Origin of the sequence: Faecalibacterium sp. (genome assembly GCF_052358865.1) — a bacterium.
Classification (GTDB): domain Bacteria; phylum Bacillota; class Clostridia; order Oscillospirales; family Ruminococcaceae; genus Faecalibacterium; species Faecalibacterium butyricigenerans.
The window spans coordinates 1-18,195 of record NZ_DAWCVJ010000007.1; the positions used below are offsets into that span (position 1 = coordinate 1).

Genomic DNA, 18,195 nt, shown 5'->3' on the forward strand with positions numbered 1-18,195 from the left:
TTTTCAATTATTCCCAAAGCTTCCTCAAAGTTCACTACTTTTTTATGCCTTTCTAAATCATCAACCACAATAATACAATGTCCTTCAAATTTTTGGATTATCGTTTTCAGTAAATCCCGTTCTGAAAAATGACTTTCCAAAATAGTATTTATATTTTTTATCTTTTCATTGAAATTTCCAAAAATCTTAGTTATATCCTTACACCACTCAACTAATTTTCCACCATTCTCTGTATGAAGAAGCAGTTGATATAAAATATCATGATATATTTGCTGAGCACTTTCCAGCCCAAACAGCGATACATAAAAAGCCTTATCTTTCTTGTCCTCTAAGGCTTTTCTTACCATATAGGACTTTCCAATGCCCCAAGTACCATCAACCAAGATGCACTTATAGGTATAAGACTTCTCATCAATATTTCGAATGATATTTTCAACATAGTCAGCATTCATTGATTCTACCTCACACGAAAAGAAACTACTTTTATATCATTGTTGCAGTATGCTTCTTTAGCCCATTTCGCCGCCGCATTCGTTGCAGAAAGCAGCCGTGATCTCAAAAGTATATTCCTTTTCCCGGATGGTCTGGTTGATTTTGATTTTCTTCAGGGTGTAGTTCGTTTCTCTGCGGCATTCTGTGCAGAAGTCCCTCTGATTTTCCATGGCGGCACGCTCCCTTCCGGTTTTACATTCTTTTTTATTATTGTATCCCTACCTTTGTTTTTCGTCAACAATAAAGCCGCTGACAGTCTGCCGCTCGCAGAAACCATCAGTGGGTTTCATGAGTCTTCAAATCCCCTAGACGCAAAAAATCGGCACCCGCTTTTCAGCGAGTGCCGATTTTGTTACCCTATAGTGCGCTTTGATTTTTGGCGTAAGTGGCGTAAGTTTGGCGTAAATCCGCTTTTGCGCGCTCCAAAAATCAAGGATTCATGCGGTTTTTAGGCAATTATTAGTACATGCCGCCCATGCCGCCCATATCGCCGCCGGCAGCAGGAGCAGCCGGGGGTTCGGGCAGGTCGGCCACGAGGCTCTCGGTGGTCAGCACCATCTCAGCGACAGAAGCTGCGTTCTCCAGAGCGGAGCGGGTGACCTTGGTGGGGTCAACGATGCCTGCGGCGATCATATCCTCCACGTAGACCTCATTCTGGGCGTCGAAGCCGTAGTTGGGCTTGTTGGCAGAGACGATCTTGTCGATGATGACGCTGCCCTCGAGGCCGGCGTTCTTGGCGATCTGGCGCAGAGGAGCCTCCAGAGCCTTCAGGACGATCTTTGCGCCGGTGCGCTCGTCGCCTTCCAGCGTGTCGCACAGCTCACGGACTGCGGGGATGGCGTTGATGGGGGCAGTGCCGCCGCCAGCGACGACGCCCTCCTGAACAGCTGCCTTGGTGGCGTTCAGAGCGTCCTCGATGCGGAGCTTCTTGTCCTTCATCTCGACCTCAGTGGCAGCGCCGACCTTGATGACGGCCACGCCGCCCGCCAGCTTTGCCAGACGCTCCTGCAGCTTCTCGCGGTCAAAGTCGCTGGTAGCAGCCTCGATCTGGTTGCGGATCTGTGCGATGCGGGATGCGATGGCGTCCTTGTCGCCTGCGCCGCCCACGATGGTGGTGTTCTCCTTGGTGACCTTGACCTGACGGGCGTGGCCCAGCATATCGACGGTAGTGTCCTTCAGCTCGTAGCCGAGGTCAGCAGACACGACGGTGCCGCCGGTCAGGATGGCGATGTCCTGCAGCATCTCCTTGCGGCGGTCGCCGAAGCCGGGGGCCTTGACGGCGCAGACGTTCAGGGTGCCGCGCAGGCGGTTGACGATCAGGGTGGACAGAGCCTCGCCCTCGATGTCCTCTGCCACGATCAGCAGCTTCATGCCGTTCTGCATCACCTGCTCCAGCAGGGGGACGAGATCCTGAATGACGCTGATCTTCTTATCGGTGATGAGGATGGCGGCGTTGTCCAGCACAGCCTCCATCTTGTCGGTATCCGTGACCATATAGGGGGTCAGGTAGCCGCGGTCGAACTGCATACCTTCGACGATCTCGTTGTAGGTCTCAGCCGTGGTCTTGTTCTCCTCGATGGTGATGACGCCGTCGGAGGTGACCTTCTCCATGGCCTCTGCGATGAGGCGGCCGATCTCGGGATCACCGGCAGAAATGGTGCCGACGCGGGCGATGTCATTGGAGTCCTTGACCTTCTGGCTGTGGGCCTTGATGGTCTCGACAGCCTTGGTGACAGCCTTGCTCATGCCGCGGCGGATGTCCATCGGGTTTGCACCGGCGGTGACATTCTTCATGCCCTCGGTGACCATTGCCTGTGCCAGAACGGTAGCGGTGGTGGTGCCGTCGCCTGCGGCGTCGTTGGTCTTGGTGGCGACCTCACGCACCAGCTGTGCGCCCATGTTCTCAAACTCGTCCTTCAGCTCGATCTCCTTGGCGATGGTGACACCATCGTTGGTGATGACGGGGGCGCCGAACTTCTTGCTCAGCACCACGTTGCGGCCCTTGGGGCCGAGGGTGATCTTAACGGTATCTGCCAGAGTGTCGATGCCGGCACACAGTGCCTTGCGGGCTTCCTCGCCCTGCTTGATCTGCTTAGCCATATTCTTATCGCTCCTTTATAAAAGCTTGATGATCCAGTGATGAGGGAAAGACGCTTACTCCACGATGGCCAGGATGTCGGCCTGACGCACGATGGTGCACTCTTCGCCGTCCACCTTGACCTCGGTGCCGGAGTATTTGCTGGTGAGCACCTTATCGCCCACCTTGACGGTCATCTTGACTTCCTTGCCGTCCACGACACCGCCGGGGCCGACGGCCACGACCTGTGCCACCTGCGGCTTCTCCTTGGCGCTGCCGGTCAGGATGAGGCCGCCCTTGGTGGTCTCCTCGACCTCAACAGTCTTGATAACAACACGGTCTGCAAGAGGAATGATCTTCATCGTTCTTGCCCTCCTATTATAAAAAATAAAAGTGAAACTTTTTCATGGCCCGGGGCTTCTCCCTCCGGGTGTTTAGCACTCCATTTCCCTGAGTGCTAAGTGTATTGTACTCATCTCCGGCAGAAAAATCAAGGGTTTTTGCAAATTTCTTTGTTAATATTTTATGACAGCAAAAAAGCGCCCCCGGCAGGGCGCTTCGCAGTCTTTCCGTTTATACGCTGGCACGCTGAGCCATGAACCGCTCGTAGGCGGGCTTTGGCAGCAGGACGTGCCCCGCCAGCGGCCTGAGCCGGGCGGTGATGGCCTCGCAGGGGGCGCACTCGCCGTCCGCCGTCGCCACGATGGGGCCTCGCCCATCCGCAGGGCGCAGGGAGACGCACTTGGCCCGGCGGTAGAGGAAGTAGGGCTTCGCCTGCTCGGTCAGCGCACCGTCCCGGAAGTGCTTCCCGCCCTTGTACATCCCCAGCAGCCGGGCGATGGTCAGTCGGCCCACCCTGCGGATGATAAAGACGTCCAGCCAGCCGTCGTCGGGCCGGGCCTCCGGCGCGGCGTAGAAGCCGCCGCCGTAGGTGCGGCCATTGCAGACCGCGCACATCAGGCAGTCCACCGTCAGCTCCTCGCCGTCGATGGTGAACGCCACCTTCCGGCCGATGTGGCCGCAGAGCTGCCGGACGATGGAGAGGGCGTAGGCCATCTCGCCGCCGCAGAAGGGGATGCGCCGGAACTGGGGGATGCCGTAGGCCACCTGTGCGTCCAGCCCGGCGGCGCAGATGGTGGCCGAGAGGCCGAGGTCGGTCTCCATCAAATCAATGTCCACCGCCCCGCCCGCGAATTGCGCGTCAAGGTCGCCGAACTCCTCCCTCGTGCCGTAGGTGCGGAGGAAATCGTTGCCGCTGCCGAAGGGCAGACACCCCACGGCGGCAAGGGCGCACCCATTGGCACCCGTCAGCGCCTCATTGAAGGTGCCGTCGCCGCCCGCCGTCCAGATGCGCACCGGCTCGCCCTCGGCCTCGGCGGTGCGCGCCGCCTCCGCAGCCAGTGCACGGGCATGGCCCGCGTACTGGGTCACGACGACCTGCAGCTTCTCCGGCGGGATGCCCGCCCGTCCGGCGGCGGCATGGATGGCCGGGGTCAGCCCGGTGGTGCAGTCCCGCTTGCCTGCGGCGGGGTTGAGCAAAAACAGATAGCGCATTCGGTTTCCTCCTCTGGTGATTCCTGCCCTCTATCATAGCGGAAAACCAGAGCAGATGCAAGAGCTTTTCACCCGACGCCCGCCGTCTGCGTCTCCTCCACCACGATGGTGCCGTCGGCGGTGCAGTCTGCCGTCCAGCGCTGGCCGAGGCTCACGCTGCCGGAGGCGATCTGGTCGGCGAAGGCCTGCTCCACGGCACGGTCCACCTGTCGGCGCAGCTCCCGCGCCCCGTAGGGCGAGCGGGCCTTTGCGGCCAGCGCCGGGCCGACCCGGGCCGTGTGGGTGAGCTGGTAGCCGCTGCGGGCCGCACGCTCTTCCAGCTGGCCCAGCAGCTTTTCGGCGATGGAGCAGAGGCTCTGCTCCTCCAGCGGGCGGAAGACGATCAGCTCATCCAGCCGCCCCACCAGCTCGGGCCGGAACCACTTTTTCGCCTCGGCGACGGCGGCCTCCGACTGCTTTTCAAAGGCGGCCTCGCTGCCCGCCCCAAAGCCCAGCGGTGCGCTCTGCCCCGCAAGGAACCGTGCCCCGAGGTTGGACGTCAGCAGGACGATGGTGTTCCGGAAATCGGCCTTCCGGCCCATGGAGTCGGTGAGCTGGCCGTCCTCCAGCATCTGCAGCAGGATGTTCTGGATGTCGGGGTGGGCCTTTTCGATCTCGTCGAAGAGGACGACGCTGTAGGGGCGGCGGCGGACGGCCTCGGTGAGCTGTCCGCCCTCGTCGTGGCCCAGATAGCCCGGAGGCGCACCCAGCAGACGGGCCACCGTGTGCTGCTCCTGATACTCTGACATATCGAACTTGAGCAGGGCTTTCTCGCTGCCGAACCAGCTCTCGGCCAGCGCCTTTGCCAGCGCCGTCTTGCCCACACCGGTCGGCCCGAGGAAGAGCAGCGCCCCGATGGGCCTGCCCGGCTCGCCCAGCCCCGTTCGGCTGCGCCGGATGGCTCCGGCCACCGCAGCCACGGCCCGGCTCTGCCCCACCACCTCGGCGTTCAGCCGCTCCTCGAGGCGGGCCAGACGCTCCCGCTCCTTTTCGCTCACCCGCTCGGCGGGCACGCCGCTGGCCTGCGCCACCACCCGGGCGATCTCCTTCCGGCTCAGGACGGGGTCCTTCTCCCCCTCCCGCTCGGCCCGGATGCGCACCGCTGCGCAGGCCTCGTCCACAAGGTCGATGGCCTTGTCCGGCAGGCAGCGCCCCGGCAGGTACCGCACCGAAAGCTCCACCGCCTCCCGCAGGGCCTCATTGGGCAGGCGGACGCCGTGGTAGCGCTCGTAGCGGGGGGCCAGCCCTTCCAGAATGTCCACCGCCTGCTTCGGGGTCGGCTCCTCAATTTGCACCCGCCCGAAGCGGCGCTCGAGGGCGGCGTCCTTCTGGATGTGGGTGCGGAACTCCTGATTCGTCGTCGCGCCGATGAGCTGCAGCTCGCCCCGGGCCAGCACCGGCTTTAAGATGCTGGCTGCGTCGATGGCCCCCTCTGCCGCGCCTGCGCCCACGATGGTGTGGAACTCATCCACAAAGAGGATGGCGCTGCCGTCCCGGACAAGCTCTTCCAGCAGGTTCTTGAACCGCTCCTCGAAGTCGCCCCGGTACTTGGTGCCCGCCACGAGGCTGGCCATATCCAGCGCCAGCAGCCGCCGGCCCTGCAGCATCCGGGGCACCTGCTTGTCGGCGATGCGCTGGGCCAGACCCTCGGCCAGCGCGGTCTTGCCCACGCCCGGTTCCCCCACGAGACAGGGGTTATTTTTCTGGCGGCGGCATAATATCTCTACCATCCGGTCCAGCTCCTTTTCCCGGCAGAACACCGGGTCCAGCTCCCCGTCCGCCGCCCGGCGGGTCAGGTCGCGGCAGTATTTGTCGCTGGCCCGGCTCCCTCGCGGCAGAGGCGGGGACGTCCGGGGCTGGATGGGCAGGATGAACTGCCCCGAGAGCTGGCGGCACTCCCGCACCGCCTCGGTGAGCTGGACGCCCATCGAAGCCAGCATGACCCCGGCGGCGCAGTCGGCGTCTTCCAGCATAGCGCAGAGCAGGTGTTCCGGCTCGGCCCGGCTCAGGTGGGCGTTCTGTGCCCCGATGACGGCGTAGTCCATCGCCCGGCGCAGGTCTGCCGCCATGTCGCCCCGGGCCAGCCGGAGGGCCGTGCCGCTCCGCCCGGCGGAAAGCTGCCGCCGCACCTCCAGCTCCGAGATGTTCTTCCCGGCCAGAAAACGGGCCGCCGGGCCGCCGTCCGATTGCAGCATCGCCCACAGCAGATGGCCGGTGTCCGCCTTTTTGCAGCCCAGCCCTCCGGCCAGCTCCACCGCCTTGTCCAGCAGCTGCCCCGCCTCCCGGGAAAAGCCCTTGTACCGTCCTTTGCCGAATGCATCCCAAATGCTCATTTGCGTGGCTCCTATCTTCTGCATGGCTCCTATCTTCCGTATTGCCCTGTTGCATCAAAGAACAGTATAGCCCCGCCCGCCGGAAAAAAATCAGAAGTTTGTGTCACACCGGCCCAAAAGCAAAGCAAAAAAGCCATCTGAGCGAATCAGATGGCTTCTTGGTTGGGGATGAGAGAATCGAACTCCCACAAGTAGAGTCAGAGTCTACCGCACTACCACTATGCAAATCCCCAATATTCTGTTGTGTTTCGCGGCGGTGAGCCGGTCAACGTGTGCTATTATACCCGCCTCCGGGCGCTTTGTCAAGCGGAAATCTAAAAAAATTTGCGGATTTTTGGAAACAGACGCACTTCCGAGATAATTTTTCGGCCTTTGCACCCAGAGGTGGCGGTCTCTTTTTGCGTCATCCAGAATCTGGCATTTTCTGCGTCCTCTGCACCATATAATAAAGTAAACTATGTTATTCTGCCCTTATTTTATGGTACACAAACTTCAAAAGGAGGACGCCTTATGCTGCAAGCCCACCCCAAGACCGCCCAGACGCTGCTTTCGCCCCGCATTCCCCGCGACAACGAGCACGAGCGCTATGACCCCGAGCTGGAAGAAGAGCTGAAAGAGTGCCTGTTCTGCCTGCAGCGAAACGCGATGATGTTCGACCTCGAGGTGGACTCCGACCTCATCGAACAGCGCATCTACGAGCGGCAGGCCCTTTTGTGCCGCTACCGCTACCTGCTGGCCCGCGCCCGGGAGCTGGGGCTGCACACCATCCTGAAAAAGTATCAGCCTCTGGGCTAAAAAAACGCCGCGCGGAATCTTGACAGAATCCCCACATCGTGTTATCATACATAAAGATAACACTGTATACAGAGCGCTGTATGCAAAACTTTGGAGCTTAGAGAGGTTTTCAATTATGGAACGTATTAAGACTATCGCTACTCGTGACCTGACCAAGAGCGTCGTGACCGGCGGCTGCGGCGAGTGCCAGACTTCCTGCCAGTCTGCCTGCAAGACCTCCTGCGGCGTCGCAAACCAGCAGTGCGAGAACAGCAATAAGTAATCATTGCAGACCCTATGCCGCCTTTGCAGGGCGGCATTTTTTTATGGCAACAATAGATTGGAGAATGAAATGGTACACCAGTATCAACTGAACGGATATAACATCGTGCTGGACACCTGCAGCGGCTCGGTGCACGTCGTGGACGACGTGGCCTACGACGTCATTGCGATGTACAAAGAGCACTCTGCCGACGAGATCGTGGCCGCTCTGCTGGCCAAGTACGGCTCCCGCCCCGACGTCACCGAGGCCGACCTGCGCCAGTGCCTCGAGGATGTGGCCTCTCTGGAGTCCGCAGGCAAGCTGTGGGCACCCGACGTCTACGAGAACATGGCCTTCGACTTCAAGAACCGCCAGACGGTGGTGAAGGCCCTCTGCCTCCACGTCGCCCACACCTGCAACCTCAACTGCTCCTACTGCTTCGCCTCGCAGGGCCGCTATCAGGGCGACCGCGCCCTGATGAGCTTCGAGGTGGGCAAGCGGGCCATGGACTTCCTCATCGAGAACTCCGGCACCCGCCGCAACCTCGAGGTCGATTTCTTCGGCGGCGAGCCGCTGATGAACTTCGACATGGTGAAAAAGCTGGTGGCCTACTGCCGCGAGCAGGAGAAAATTCATAATAAGAACTTCCGCTTCACCATGACCACCAACGGCGTGCTCATCGACGACGACGTCATCGACTTCTGCAACAAGGAGTGCCACAACGTCGTCCTGAGCCTCGACGGCCGCAAGGAGGTCCACGACCGCTTCCGCAAGGACTACGCCGGCCATGGCAGCTATGACACCATCGTCCCGAAATTTCAGGAGTTCGTGAAGAAGCGCGGCGACAAGAACTACTATATGCGCGGCACCTACACCCACTACAACACCGACTTCACCAACGACATCTTCCACATGGCCGACCTCGGCTTCACCGAGCTGAGCATGGAGCCTGTGGTCTCGAAGCCCACCGACCCCAGCGCCCTCACCGCTGAGGATCTGCCCATCCTGAAGGAGCAGTACGAGATCCTGGCCAAAGAGATGATCAAGCGCGACCGCGAGGGCCGGGGCTTCACCTTCTACCACTACATGATCGACCTCACCGGCGGCCCCTGCATCTACAAGCGCATCTCCGGCTGCGGCTCCGGCACCGAGTACATGGCCGTTACCCCGTGGGGCGACCTCTACCCCTGCCACCAGTTCGTCGGCGACCCCAAGTACCTGATGGGCGACATCTGGAAGGGCGTCACCAACACCGCCGTGCGGGATGAGTTCAAGCACTGCAACGCTTACGCCCGCCCGGAGTGCAAGGACTGCTGGGCCAAGCTCTACTGCTCCGGCGGCTGCGCGGCCAACGCCTACCACGCCACCGGCAGCATCACCGGCGTCTACGAGTACGGCTGTGAGCTGTTCAAAAAGCGCATCGAGTGCGCCATCATGATCAAGGTCGCCGAAAATCAGGAGCTTGCCGCGCAGGGCATCGAGGTGCCCATCGAGCTGGGCACCACCTGCAACGCCTGCGCAGACGGCGAAGCCTGCGAATAAGCGCCCATGGACACTCCCATCGTTGATTTTGTCCGCCGCTACGCCCAGCAGCGCACCACCCGGATGCATATGCCGGGCCACAAGGGCTGCGGCCCGCTGGGCTGTGAGGCGCTGGACATCACCGAAATTGCGGGCGCGGATGAGCTGTACGAGGCCGAGGGCATCATCGCCCGGAGCGAGGCCAACGCCGCGCAGCTCTTCGGCACCGCCCGCACCTATTACAGCACCGAGGGCAGCAGCCAGTGCATCCGGGCCATGCTCCACCTTGCGCTCCAGATGCAGCCTGCGGGTGCATCCCGCCCCGTCCTGCTGGCGGCGCGGAACGCCCACAAGGCCCTGCTCTACGCAGCCGCCCTGCTGGACTTCGACATCCGGTGGCTCTGGCCCGCACCGGACGCCGCCGGGGCGCTCTGCACCTGCCCTGTGGAGCCGGAGGCCCTCGCCTGCGCATTGGACGGGCTGACCGCCGAGGGCCGTACCCCCTTCGGCGTCTACCTCACCAGCCCGGACTATCTGGGCTTCGTGCAGGACATCGCCGTGCTGGCGGCGGTCTGCCACGCCCACGGCGTCTCCCTTCTGGTGGACAACGCCCACGGGGCCTACCTCCACTTTCTGAAGGAGGGCAGCCGCCACCCCATCCAGCTGGGTGCCGACCTCTGCTGTGACTCGGCCCACAAGACCCTGCCCGTCCTCACCGGCGGGGCCTATCTCCACCTCGGGCCGTCGGTGCAGGCCGACGAAGCTGCTGTGCGCAATGCGCTGGCCCTCTTCGGCTCCACCAGCCCCTCCTACCTCATCTTACAGTCGCTGGACGCCGCCAATGCGCGGCTGGCAGACGACTTCCGGGAGAAGCTGGCCCTCTGCCGCTGGCGTCTGGGGATGCTCTGCCGGGAGCTGGATGCCTTCCGGCCCGGGCTGGCCCTCCCCCTCACCGGGGCGCACCGTGAGCCGCTCAAGCTGACGCTGGATGCCGCCGTGCTGGGCCTCTCGGGCCAGCAGCTGGCGCAGGCTTTGCGGGAGCAGGGCGTGGAGTGCGAGTATGCCGACCCCCGCTATCTGGTGCTGATGCCCTCCCCTGAGAGTTCCGCCGAGGACTTCGCCCGTCTCCAGAAAGCGCTCCACGCTCTCTGTGCCGAAGCATCTTCCGCTGCGCCCGCCTCGGGCGGCGACGCCGCCGCCTTTGCGGCTCTGGCTGAGGCGCTTCAGGCGCAGCCCCGCTCCGCCGCCATCCGGGAGGCCGTCCTCGCCCCACAGGAGATGGTGCCCGCTGCCGAGGCTGTGGGCCGCATCTGCGCCGCACCGGCGGTCTCCTGTCCGCCCGCTGTCCCCATCGTGGTCAGCGGCGAGGTCATCCCGGCGCAGGCTCTCCCCCTCTTTGCCCGCTATGGCATCGGGCGGGTGGCCGTCGTAAAAGATTGACTCCAAAAGGCCGGGCGGCTGTCTGCCCGGCCTTTTGTGTCCCCCAAGTGTTAAAAATCGGCTAAGAACCCCGCATTTTCCTTGACAATCCTCTCCGGTTCTGGTTTAATAATCTGGATAAAAGGGAGTAAAGGGCATCCCGCCTTATGGGGTGCTGCATGACAGCGTCAGCACGGCAGAAATGCCCGGTGTCATGCGTTCGCTTGAGACTTTTGTCACAGTATCTGGTGCTGTGGCCGAAGTCTCTTTTTTCGTCATTGCACCACAAATTTCAAAGGAGGCAATGACATGGAATTCTGGAATGCATTCGCCAGTCTGTTCTCTAATTTCGGGAACCTGACGTGGCAGATGGTGGTGATGTGGGGCATCGGCGCGCTCCTCATCTACCTTGCCATCGCAAAAAAAATGGAGCCGAGCCTGCTTCTTCCGATGGGCTTCGGCGCCATCCTCGTCAACCTGCCCTTGTCGGGCGCGATCACACAGGGCGACACCGTCGGCCCCATCTCGGCTCTGTTTGAGGCAGGAATGTCCAACGAGCTGTTTCCCCTGCTGCTCTTCATCGGCATCGGCGCGATGATCGATTTCGGCCCGCTGCTGGAAAAGCCGTGGCTGATGCTCTTCGGCGCGGCGGCACAGTTCGGCATCTTCTTTACCCTCTTCCTCGCAGGCTTCTTCTTCGATTTGAAGGACGCAGCCTCCATCGCCGTCATCGGTGCGGCAGACGGCCCTACGGCCATCTTTGTGGCAAATACCCTCAACTCCCAGTACCTCGGCGCCATCATGGTGGCGGCCTACAGCTACATGGCGCTGGTGCCCATCGTTCAGCCGCCGGTCATCAAGCTGCTGACCACCCAGAAGGAGCGCCGCATCCGGATGCCCTACCAGAAGGGCAGCGTCAGCCAGCTGACCAAGATCCTCTTCCCCATCGTCGTGACCATCATCGCAGGGCTTGTGGCCCCGGCCAGTGTGGCGCTGGTGGGCTTTTTGATGTTCGGCAACCTGCTGCGGGAGTGCGGCGTGCTGAACGCCCTGAGCGAGACGGCCCAGAACATCCTCGCCAACCTCATCACCATCGTGCTGGGCCTGACCGTGGCCGGGCAGATGACGGCAGACAAGTTCGTCCGGCCCGACACCCTGCTCATCCTTGCGCTGGGCCTCGTGGCCTTCGTCTTTGACACCGCCGGCGGCGTCCTCTTCGCCAAGCTGATCAACCTCTTCCTCCCGGCAGACAAGAAGCTCAACCCCATGATCGGCGCAGCGGGCATCTCGGCCTTCCCCATGAGCGGCCGCGTCGTCAACCGCATGGGCCTCGAGGAGGACAACCAGAATTTCCTGCTGATGTACTCCATCAGCGTCAACGTCTCGGGCCAGATCGCCTCCGTCATCGCAGGCGGACTGATCCTGACCCTGATGAGCTAAAGGAGGGACTGAAATGCTTCATCTTACTTCTTGGATGACCACCCTGCCCATCATGGTCATCGGAATGCTGGGCATCGTGCTCGTCATCGGCGTCATCGTTCTGGCCGTGATGCTGCTGAACCGGCTGACCGGGCGGAAATGACCCCCCATCCCTGATGCGATAACGCAAAAAGCCTCCGGCTGCACCCAGTGTGCAGAGCCGGAGGCTTTTTTCGTTCTTACTCTTCTTCGTCCTTCGCCCAGTGGTAGGCGCAGCGGACGGCCTTGTTCCAGCCCTTGATCCGCTTCGCCCGCTCCTCCTCGGAGATGGCCGGCTGGAACACGCGGTCCACCGACCAGTTGCGGGTGATGTCCTCGGTGGACTGCCAGTAGCCCACGGCAAGGCCCGCCAGATAAGCCGCGCCCAGCGCCGTCGTCTCCACGCAGCAGGGCCGCTTGACCTCGAGGTCGCTGAGGTCGGCCATCGTCTGCATGAGGTAGTCGTTGGCCGACGCGCCGCCGTCCACCCGGAGGGACTTCATGGCGATGCCGGAGTCCGCCGCCATGGCGTGGAGGACATCGTTGACCTGATAGCAGATGCTGTCCAGCGTGGCCCGGATGATGTGGTACTTGTTGCAGCCCCGGGTCAGGCCCACGATGGTGCCCCGGGCGTACTGGTCCCAGTGGGGCGCGCCGAGGCCGGTGAAGGCCGGCACGACGTAACAGCCGTTGGTGTCCCGGACCTTCCGGGCCATGTACTCCGAGTCCCGGGACTCTTCCAGCAGGCGCAGCTCATCGCGGAGCCACTGGATGGCTGCACCGGCCACGAAGATCGAACCTTCCAGCGCGTAATCCACCCTGCCGTCGAGGCCCCACGCGATGGTGGTCACGAGGCCGTTCCGGGAGGTGACGGGCGTCTCGCCGGTGTTCATGAGCAGAAATCCGCCGGTGCCGAAGGTGTTCTTGGCTTCGCCGGAGGCAAAGCAGGTCTGGCCGAAGAGGGCCGCCTGCTGGTCGCCCGCCGCACCGGCGATCTTGATCTCGCCGCCGAAGTGCATCGGGTCGGCGTACTCATAAAAGCCGCTGGACGGCATCGGCTTGGGGAGCATCTGCTTGGGGATGTTCAGCTCCTGCAAGATTTCGTCGTCCCATTCCAGCGTGTGGATGTTGAACATCATGGTGCGGCTGGCGTTGGAGTAGTCGGTGATGTGCGCCTTTCCGCAGGTCAGCTTCCAGATGAGCCACGTTTCCACGGTGCCGAAGAGCAGCTGGCCCGCCTCGGCCTTTTCCCGTGCACCGGGGACGTTATCGAGGATCCACTTGAGCTTGGTCGCCGAGAAATAGGCGTCGAGGATGAGTCCGGTCTTGGCCCGGAACTTTTCCGTCAGCCCTCTGGCCTTCAGCTCGTCGCAGTATTCGCTGGTGCGGCGGCACTGCCAGACGATGGCGTGGCAGATCGGTTCGCCCGTCTCCTTATCCCAGACGATGGTCGTCTCCCGCTGGTTGGCGATGCCGATGGCGGCGATGTCCTCCGCCCGGGCACCGATCTTGTTCATGGCCGAGAGGGCCACGCCCAGCTGGGTGGCCCAGATCTCGTTGGCATCGTGCTCCACCCAGCCCGGCTTCGGGTAATACTGGGCAAACTCCTTCTGCGCGACGCTGCAGATCTCGCCTGCCTTATTGAACAGGATGCAGCGGTTGGAGGTGGTTCCGGCGTCCAGCGCCATGATGTACGACATAGGCTCTTTTCTCCTTTTCCTGCTCTTGGTTTCTGGTTCAGAACGCCAGCGCGGGGCTGACCTCGTTCCGCCGCTGGGTCTGGACGATGCACTCCCTGTCCGGCACGACGCCCGCCGCACCAAGGGTGGAAAAAACGGTCTGCAAGGCCAGCGCGGGGGTGTTGTTCTCCTGCGAGAGGTGGCAGAGCGCGAACTTCTTGCAGCCCCCCTGAATGAGTTCCAGCAGCTTGGCTGCGCACTCGTCGTTGGAGAGGTGCCCTCTCACCGACTCGATGCGGGCGCGCAGATAGTAGGGGTACGGCCCGCTGCGGAGCATATGCAGGTCGTAGTTGCTCTCCAGCGCCACGAGGTCGCAGTCCGAGAGGGCTTCATGTACGACGGGGGTCAGCACACCGAGGTCGGTGGCGATGGTCATGGTCTTTTCGTCGGGGGTATGGATGCGGTAGCCCACGCAGGGCACATCGTGGCTGGTGGGGAAGGCTTTGACCCCGAATCCCCCAATCTCTGCTTCCCGGCCCGGCGTCAGGGCCGTCATGTCGCAGGAGGGGGGGACGACATGGTTCTCCTCCAGAAACCCCAGCGTCTCCTCCGCGCCGTACACCGGCAGCGGATGCTTTTTCAGGAAGGTGGAAAGTCCCTTCACATGGTCGCTGTGCTCGTGGGTGACAAGGATGCCGTCGCAGTCGGCGGGGTCCAGCTCCGCCGCCTTGAGGGCCGCGCCGGTGGTCCGGACGCCCTTACCCATATCCACGATGAGATACCGCTGCCCGCAGCGCACCACGCTGCTGTTGCCGGACGAACCGGAGTAAAGCGAGATAAATTCAGACATGATAAACCTCAACAAACAAAACCTCTCCGTCTGCTTTACGTCCGTTGATGCAGCGTCTCCCCCTTGTCCGGGGAGGCGGCATCGCGCAAACGATGACGGAGAGGTTTTTCTCAATTACATAGCCTGTTCCAGTGCAGCGGGCACCCGCTCCACCTTCTCGATGTCTGCGCCAAGGCCGCGCAGCTTCTCGACGATGTTCTCATAGCCGCGCTCGATGTGGCCGATCTCCTCAATCTCGCTGGTGCCGTCGGCCATCAGGGCCGCGACCACCATCGCTGCACCGGCACGCAGGTCGGAGGCGCGCAGCGGGGCGGGAGAAAGCTTCTCGACGCCCTCAAACACGGCCACCTGACCGTCCACCTGCACGTTCGCGCCCATCTTGCGCAGCTCGTCCACATAGCGGAAACGGTTGTCCCAGACGCTCTCGGTGACGGTGGAAGTCCCCTTCGCCACGCTGAGCAGGACGCCCATCAGGGGCTGCATATCGGTGGGAAAACCCGGGTGGGGCATGGTGTTGATCTTGAGGGGCAGGATGTCGCCGGTGCGGCGGACCCGCACAGCATCGTCAAATTCCTCCACCTCGACCCCCGCACGCCGGAGCTTTGCGGTGATCGGCTCGAGGTGCTTGGGGGTGACGTTCTTCACCAGCACATCGCCGGCGGTGGCTGCGGCGGCCACCATATAGCTGCCGGCCTCGATCTGGTCGGGGATGATGCTGTAGGTGCAGCCGTGCATCCGCTCGACACCGCGCACCTTGATGACGTCGGTGCCTGCGCCGCGCACGTCTGCACCGCACATATTCAGGAAGTTGGCCAGATCGACGACGTGGGGCTCCTTGGCGCAGTTCTCAAGGATGGTCTGGCCCTTTGCCATCACGGCAGAGAGCATCCCGTTCATGGTCGCGCCGACGCTCACCTTATCGAAGAAGATGTGTGCGCCGTTCAGCTCCTCGGCGTGGACGGTGATCATGCCGTAGTCCACGCTGTCGTCTGCGCCCAGTGCGCTGAACACCTTGAGGTGCTGGTCGATGGGGCGGGGGCCGAGGTTGCAGCCGCCGGGCATGGCCACCTGTGCCTTGCCGAACCGGGACAGCAGCGCACCGAGGAAGTAATAGCTGGCGCGCATCTGGCGGGACAGGTCATCCGGGACGTTGGTGCCGGTCAGGTGGGTGGTGTCGATCTCGTAGGTGTTCTTGTTCAGCATCCGCACCTTCGCGCCCAGCACGCTCAGGATCTTCAGGCTCACCGCCACATCGCTGATGTCCGGCAGATTCTCGATGACGCAGACGTCTGCTGCCAAGATCGTAGCGGGCAGGATGCCCACAGCCGCATTCTTCGCGCCGGAGATGATGACTTCGCCGTGCAGGGGCTTACCGCCCGTAATAACAAACTTTTCCAATTTTATGATCTCCTTGTCACAAGCCCGCTCCCCGCAGGCCCCAAAGATGAATTACTCAAGGTGCTTATTCCTTCTCGCTGTACAAAGCTCACAACCAATCGGTATACTTACAGCTATCTTATTATACACAACTTCCAGCAAAAAGCAAAGCCCCAATGCACGCTCATCGATTATTTTCTGTTTTGCCCAGTTTCTTTTCGAATATCCTCCGATTTTGTCTCTTTTTAAGGAAAATTTTACAAAAGCGCCGCTCACCACACGCTGTCGTCGCAGCGGGTCTCCTTGATCCAGCCCAGCTGATAGGCCCGAACCAGCTGCTTGAGGTCGTGGACCTTCTCCCGCAGCACCTCGCCCTCGTCCGTCTCCTCCACGAGGATGCGGTGGTTCTCCGTCTCGAGGATGTTCTTCTGGGAAAGGATGTCGAGGTTCTCATTCACGGCCTTTTCGGCACTCTCGAAGGGCTGGTGGGTACGCAGGGACATGGTGCGGCTGGAATAGACCAGCGTGTAGCCCGCAATGCCGGTCTTCTCGTGGTAGGCGCGGCAGAAGCCGCCGTCGATGACCACGAGGCGTCCGCCGCCCTTGATGGGGCTTTCGCCCTTCTTCTCCTGCACGGGGACATGGCCGTTGACGATGTGGCTGGTGCCGGGCAGTCCGAACTCCGCGAGGATGCTGCGGCAGACGGCCTCTTCGTTGTACCATGTATAATAGGGGTCCTTCACCTCGGTGTGGGTCGAAGGGTCGGAGACGTACAGCCTCTCGAAGGTGGTCATGGCGCTGCGGCCGTACAGGGGCGAGAGCTTGCCGCACCACAGATACCACAGGAAATCCTGTCCGCTCTGGCGGGCGGCGCTGCCCTCGGGGGCGAAATAGCCCCGGCGGGCGCGCTCGTCGCAGTAGTCCATGAGGGCGCGGCCCGAGTAGGCATGGCCCTCGAACCGCTCCACGGCGAACGTCCCCTTCTTGGTCATGGGCACCGCGCCGTGGTAGAGCAGGTTGCCGTTCTCGATGTGGTAGACGCTGCCCTTGGCATAGAGGAACTCGACGTGCTGCTGCAATTTCTCACTCTGACGGAAGGACTGCACCAGCTTCTGGAGCACCACCTTCTCATCGCTGTTGAGGGCGGTGGGGTCGGCAGGGTCTACCGTGGGGAAGGAGGTGTCCCGCAGGGGGTACTCCCTGCCTCCCACCACGACGGTGCCCTTCTCCCAGTCGATGCGGCGCAAATAGTCGCGGTCCGCCATCTTGAAGTCGGGGTTGCGGTCGATGACCTGACACTCCAGCTTGAGCATCAGGATGGTGATGGCCTTGTGCATGACGGCGCAGCGGTGGAGCATCCCGGGGGTGTAGGGGCCGCGGGCGGCGTCGGTGTGGGGCATCCAGATGGACAGGTCATCCTCGCCGTAGAACTGCTCCGCCATCCGCTGCAGATGGCGGAGGTTGATGCCGTAGCAGTCCTCCACCATGCCGTGATTGTGGTAGGAGAGGGTCGTTTTCAGGACGGTGCAGATGCAGATGGGGCTGCCCGCCGCAGCGCCCATCCAGACCACATCGTGGTTGCCCCACTGGATGTCCACATCGTGGTGGCGCATCAGCAGGTCGAGGATGACGTCCGGCCGGGGGCCGCGGTCGAACAGGTCGCCCACGATGTGGAGCTTGTCCACCGCCAGCCGCTTGATCAGCTCGCAGAGGCGGACGATGAACTTATCGGCGCGGCCATTCTCGATGATGCTGCCGACGATCTGGCCATAGTAGAGATCCTTGTCGTGGTCCTCGAAGTGGGCGTGGAGCAGCTCATCCAGAATGTAGCCGCAGCTGGAGGGCAGGCAGGCCCGGACGTGCTCCCGGGTGTGTTTGGAGGAGACGAGACGGCAGATGTTGATGAGGCGGAGCAGGGTCTCGCTGTACCACTGTTCCAGCGCCTCCTCGTCGGCGCAGCGCTGCTTGAGCTGGGGCAGCTTCTCGTTCGGGTAATAAATGAGGGTCGCCAGCTCGGCGCGGGTATCCTCCGGCACCGCATCCCCCAGCACGATGTCCACCTTCTCCCGGATGACGCCGGAGGCGGAGTTCAGGATATGTACGAACGCCTCGTTCTCGCCGTGCAGGTCACTCATGAAGTGTTCGGTGCCCTTGGGCAGCTTGAGCAGCGCCTGCGTGCTGATGATCTCGCTGGCAGCCGCTGCCTGCGAGGGATAGTCCCGGGCCAGAAGGCTCAGATATTTCAGGTTGTCCCGGATCTCTTCGTTTTCTGTGCGCATGGTTTCCTCCAGATCATGTAGTATTCTTGCATGACATGCAATATTCATTCTTAGTATACCACTTTCGGGGGCAAAAATGAT

16 protein-coding genes and 1 tRNA gene are annotated in these 18,195 nt (G+C 61.9%); 6 read left to right on the plus strand and 11 right to left on the minus strand.

Features of this window, described 5'->3' with window-relative positions; all coding sequences use genetic code 11:
- From ACT8X9_RS02325 to ACT8X9_RS02355, 7 genes are all read right to left on the minus strand, one after another.
- Positions 1-452 (minus strand): AAA family ATPase (locus ACT8X9_RS02325; protein ID WP_444267990.1); only part of this gene is annotated, 452 nt, incomplete at its 3' end.
- A gap of 57 nt (positions 453-509) precedes the next feature.
- Positions 510-662 (minus strand): hypothetical protein, encoded by a 153-nt coding sequence (locus tag ACT8X9_RS02330; protein ID WP_444267991.1) that lies wholly within the window; start codon positions 660-662, stop codon positions 510-512.
- Positions 663-951: 289 nt separating this feature from the next.
- Entirely contained in the window at positions 952-2,592 is a 1,641-nt protein-coding gene (gene groL / locus ACT8X9_RS02335) for a chaperonin GroEL (protein WP_444267992.1), read from the minus strand.
- 54 nt (positions 2,593-2,646) lie between these two features.
- Positions 2,647-2,931, minus strand: coding sequence for a co-chaperone GroES (locus ACT8X9_RS02340; RefSeq protein ID WP_015563875.1), 285 nt, complete (start codon positions 2,929-2,931; stop codon positions 2,647-2,649).
- A 211-nt stretch (positions 2,932-3,142) separates the two neighbouring features.
- Entirely contained in the window at positions 3,143-4,123 is a 981-nt protein-coding gene (locus ACT8X9_RS02345; RefSeq protein WP_444267993.1) for a diacylglycerol/lipid kinase family protein, read from the minus strand.
- A gap of 68 nt (positions 4,124-4,191) precedes the next feature.
- Positions 4,192-6,495 carry an ATP-dependent Clp protease ATP-binding subunit gene (locus tag ACT8X9_RS02350; RefSeq protein ID WP_444267994.1) on the minus strand — a complete coding sequence of 768 codons (2,304 nt, stop codon included), beginning with the start codon at positions 6,493-6,495 and terminating at the stop codon, positions 4,192-4,194.
- Positions 6,496-6,654: 159 nt separating this feature from the next.
- A tRNA-Gln gene (locus tag ACT8X9_RS02355) sits at positions 6,655-6,728 on the minus strand.
- 277 nt (positions 6,729-7,005) lie between these two features.
- On the opposite strand from ACT8X9_RS02355, the gene ACT8X9_RS02360 reads away from it, so the two are divergent.
- From ACT8X9_RS02360 to ACT8X9_RS02385, 6 genes are all read left to right on the plus strand, one after another.
- Positions 7,006-7,290, plus strand: a complete 285-nt coding sequence (locus ACT8X9_RS02360; RefSeq protein WP_444267995.1) for a DUF2508 family protein — start codon at positions 7,006-7,008, stop codon at positions 7,288-7,290.
- 115 nt (positions 7,291-7,405) lie between these two features.
- The gene (gene scfA, locus ACT8X9_RS02365; RefSeq protein WP_227621278.1) at positions 7,406-7,552 is read left to right on the plus strand and encodes a six-cysteine ranthipeptide SCIFF; all 147 of its coding nucleotides are present in this window, start codon (positions 7,406-7,408) and stop codon (positions 7,550-7,552) included.
- Positions 7,553-7,621: 69 nt separating this feature from the next.
- On the plus strand, positions 7,622-9,073 hold the full coding sequence (scfB, locus tag ACT8X9_RS02370; RefSeq protein WP_249233164.1) for a thioether cross-link-forming SCIFF peptide maturase: 1,452 nt from the start codon (positions 7,622-7,624) through the stop codon (positions 9,071-9,073).
- A gap of 6 nt (positions 9,074-9,079) precedes the next feature.
- Positions 9,080-10,492, plus strand: coding sequence for an amino acid decarboxylase (locus tag ACT8X9_RS02375; RefSeq protein WP_444267996.1), 1,413 nt, complete (start codon positions 9,080-9,082; stop codon positions 10,490-10,492).
- Positions 10,493-10,780: 288 nt separating this feature from the next.
- Positions 10,781-11,911, plus strand: a complete 1,131-nt coding sequence (locus ACT8X9_RS02380; protein WP_444267997.1) for a sodium ion-translocating decarboxylase subunit beta — start codon at positions 10,781-10,783, stop codon at positions 11,909-11,911.
- 13 nt (positions 11,912-11,924) lie between these two features.
- The gene (locus ACT8X9_RS02385; RefSeq protein WP_227621282.1) at positions 11,925-12,053 is read left to right on the plus strand and encodes an oxaloacetate decarboxylase; all 129 of its coding nucleotides are present in this window, start codon (positions 11,925-11,927) and stop codon (positions 12,051-12,053) included.
- Positions 12,054-12,129: 76 nt separating this feature from the next.
- Here the strand turns inward: ACT8X9_RS02385 and glpK are convergent, their stop codons facing one another.
- The 4 genes from glpK to ACT8X9_RS02405 all read right to left on the minus strand — a co-directional run bounded on the left by glpK (position 12,130) and on the right by ACT8X9_RS02405 (position 18,114).
- Positions 12,130-13,629, minus strand: coding sequence for a glycerol kinase GlpK (glpK, locus tag ACT8X9_RS02390; protein WP_444267998.1), 1,500 nt, complete (start codon positions 13,627-13,629; stop codon positions 12,130-12,132).
- 37 nt (positions 13,630-13,666) lie between these two features.
- Positions 13,667-14,458, minus strand: a complete 792-nt coding sequence (locus tag ACT8X9_RS02395; protein ID WP_444267999.1) for an MBL fold metallo-hydrolase — start codon at positions 14,456-14,458, stop codon at positions 13,667-13,669.
- A 114-nt stretch (positions 14,459-14,572) separates the two neighbouring features.
- Entirely contained in the window at positions 14,573-15,856 is a 1,284-nt protein-coding gene (locus ACT8X9_RS02400) for a UDP-N-acetylglucosamine 1-carboxyvinyltransferase (RefSeq protein WP_227621285.1), read from the minus strand.
- 251 nt (positions 15,857-16,107) lie between these two features.
- Positions 16,108-18,114, minus strand: a complete 2,007-nt coding sequence (locus tag ACT8X9_RS02405) for a fructose-1,6-bisphosphatase (protein WP_444268000.1) — start codon at positions 18,112-18,114, stop codon at positions 16,108-16,110.
- Positions 18,115-18,195: the final 81 nt, after the last annotated feature.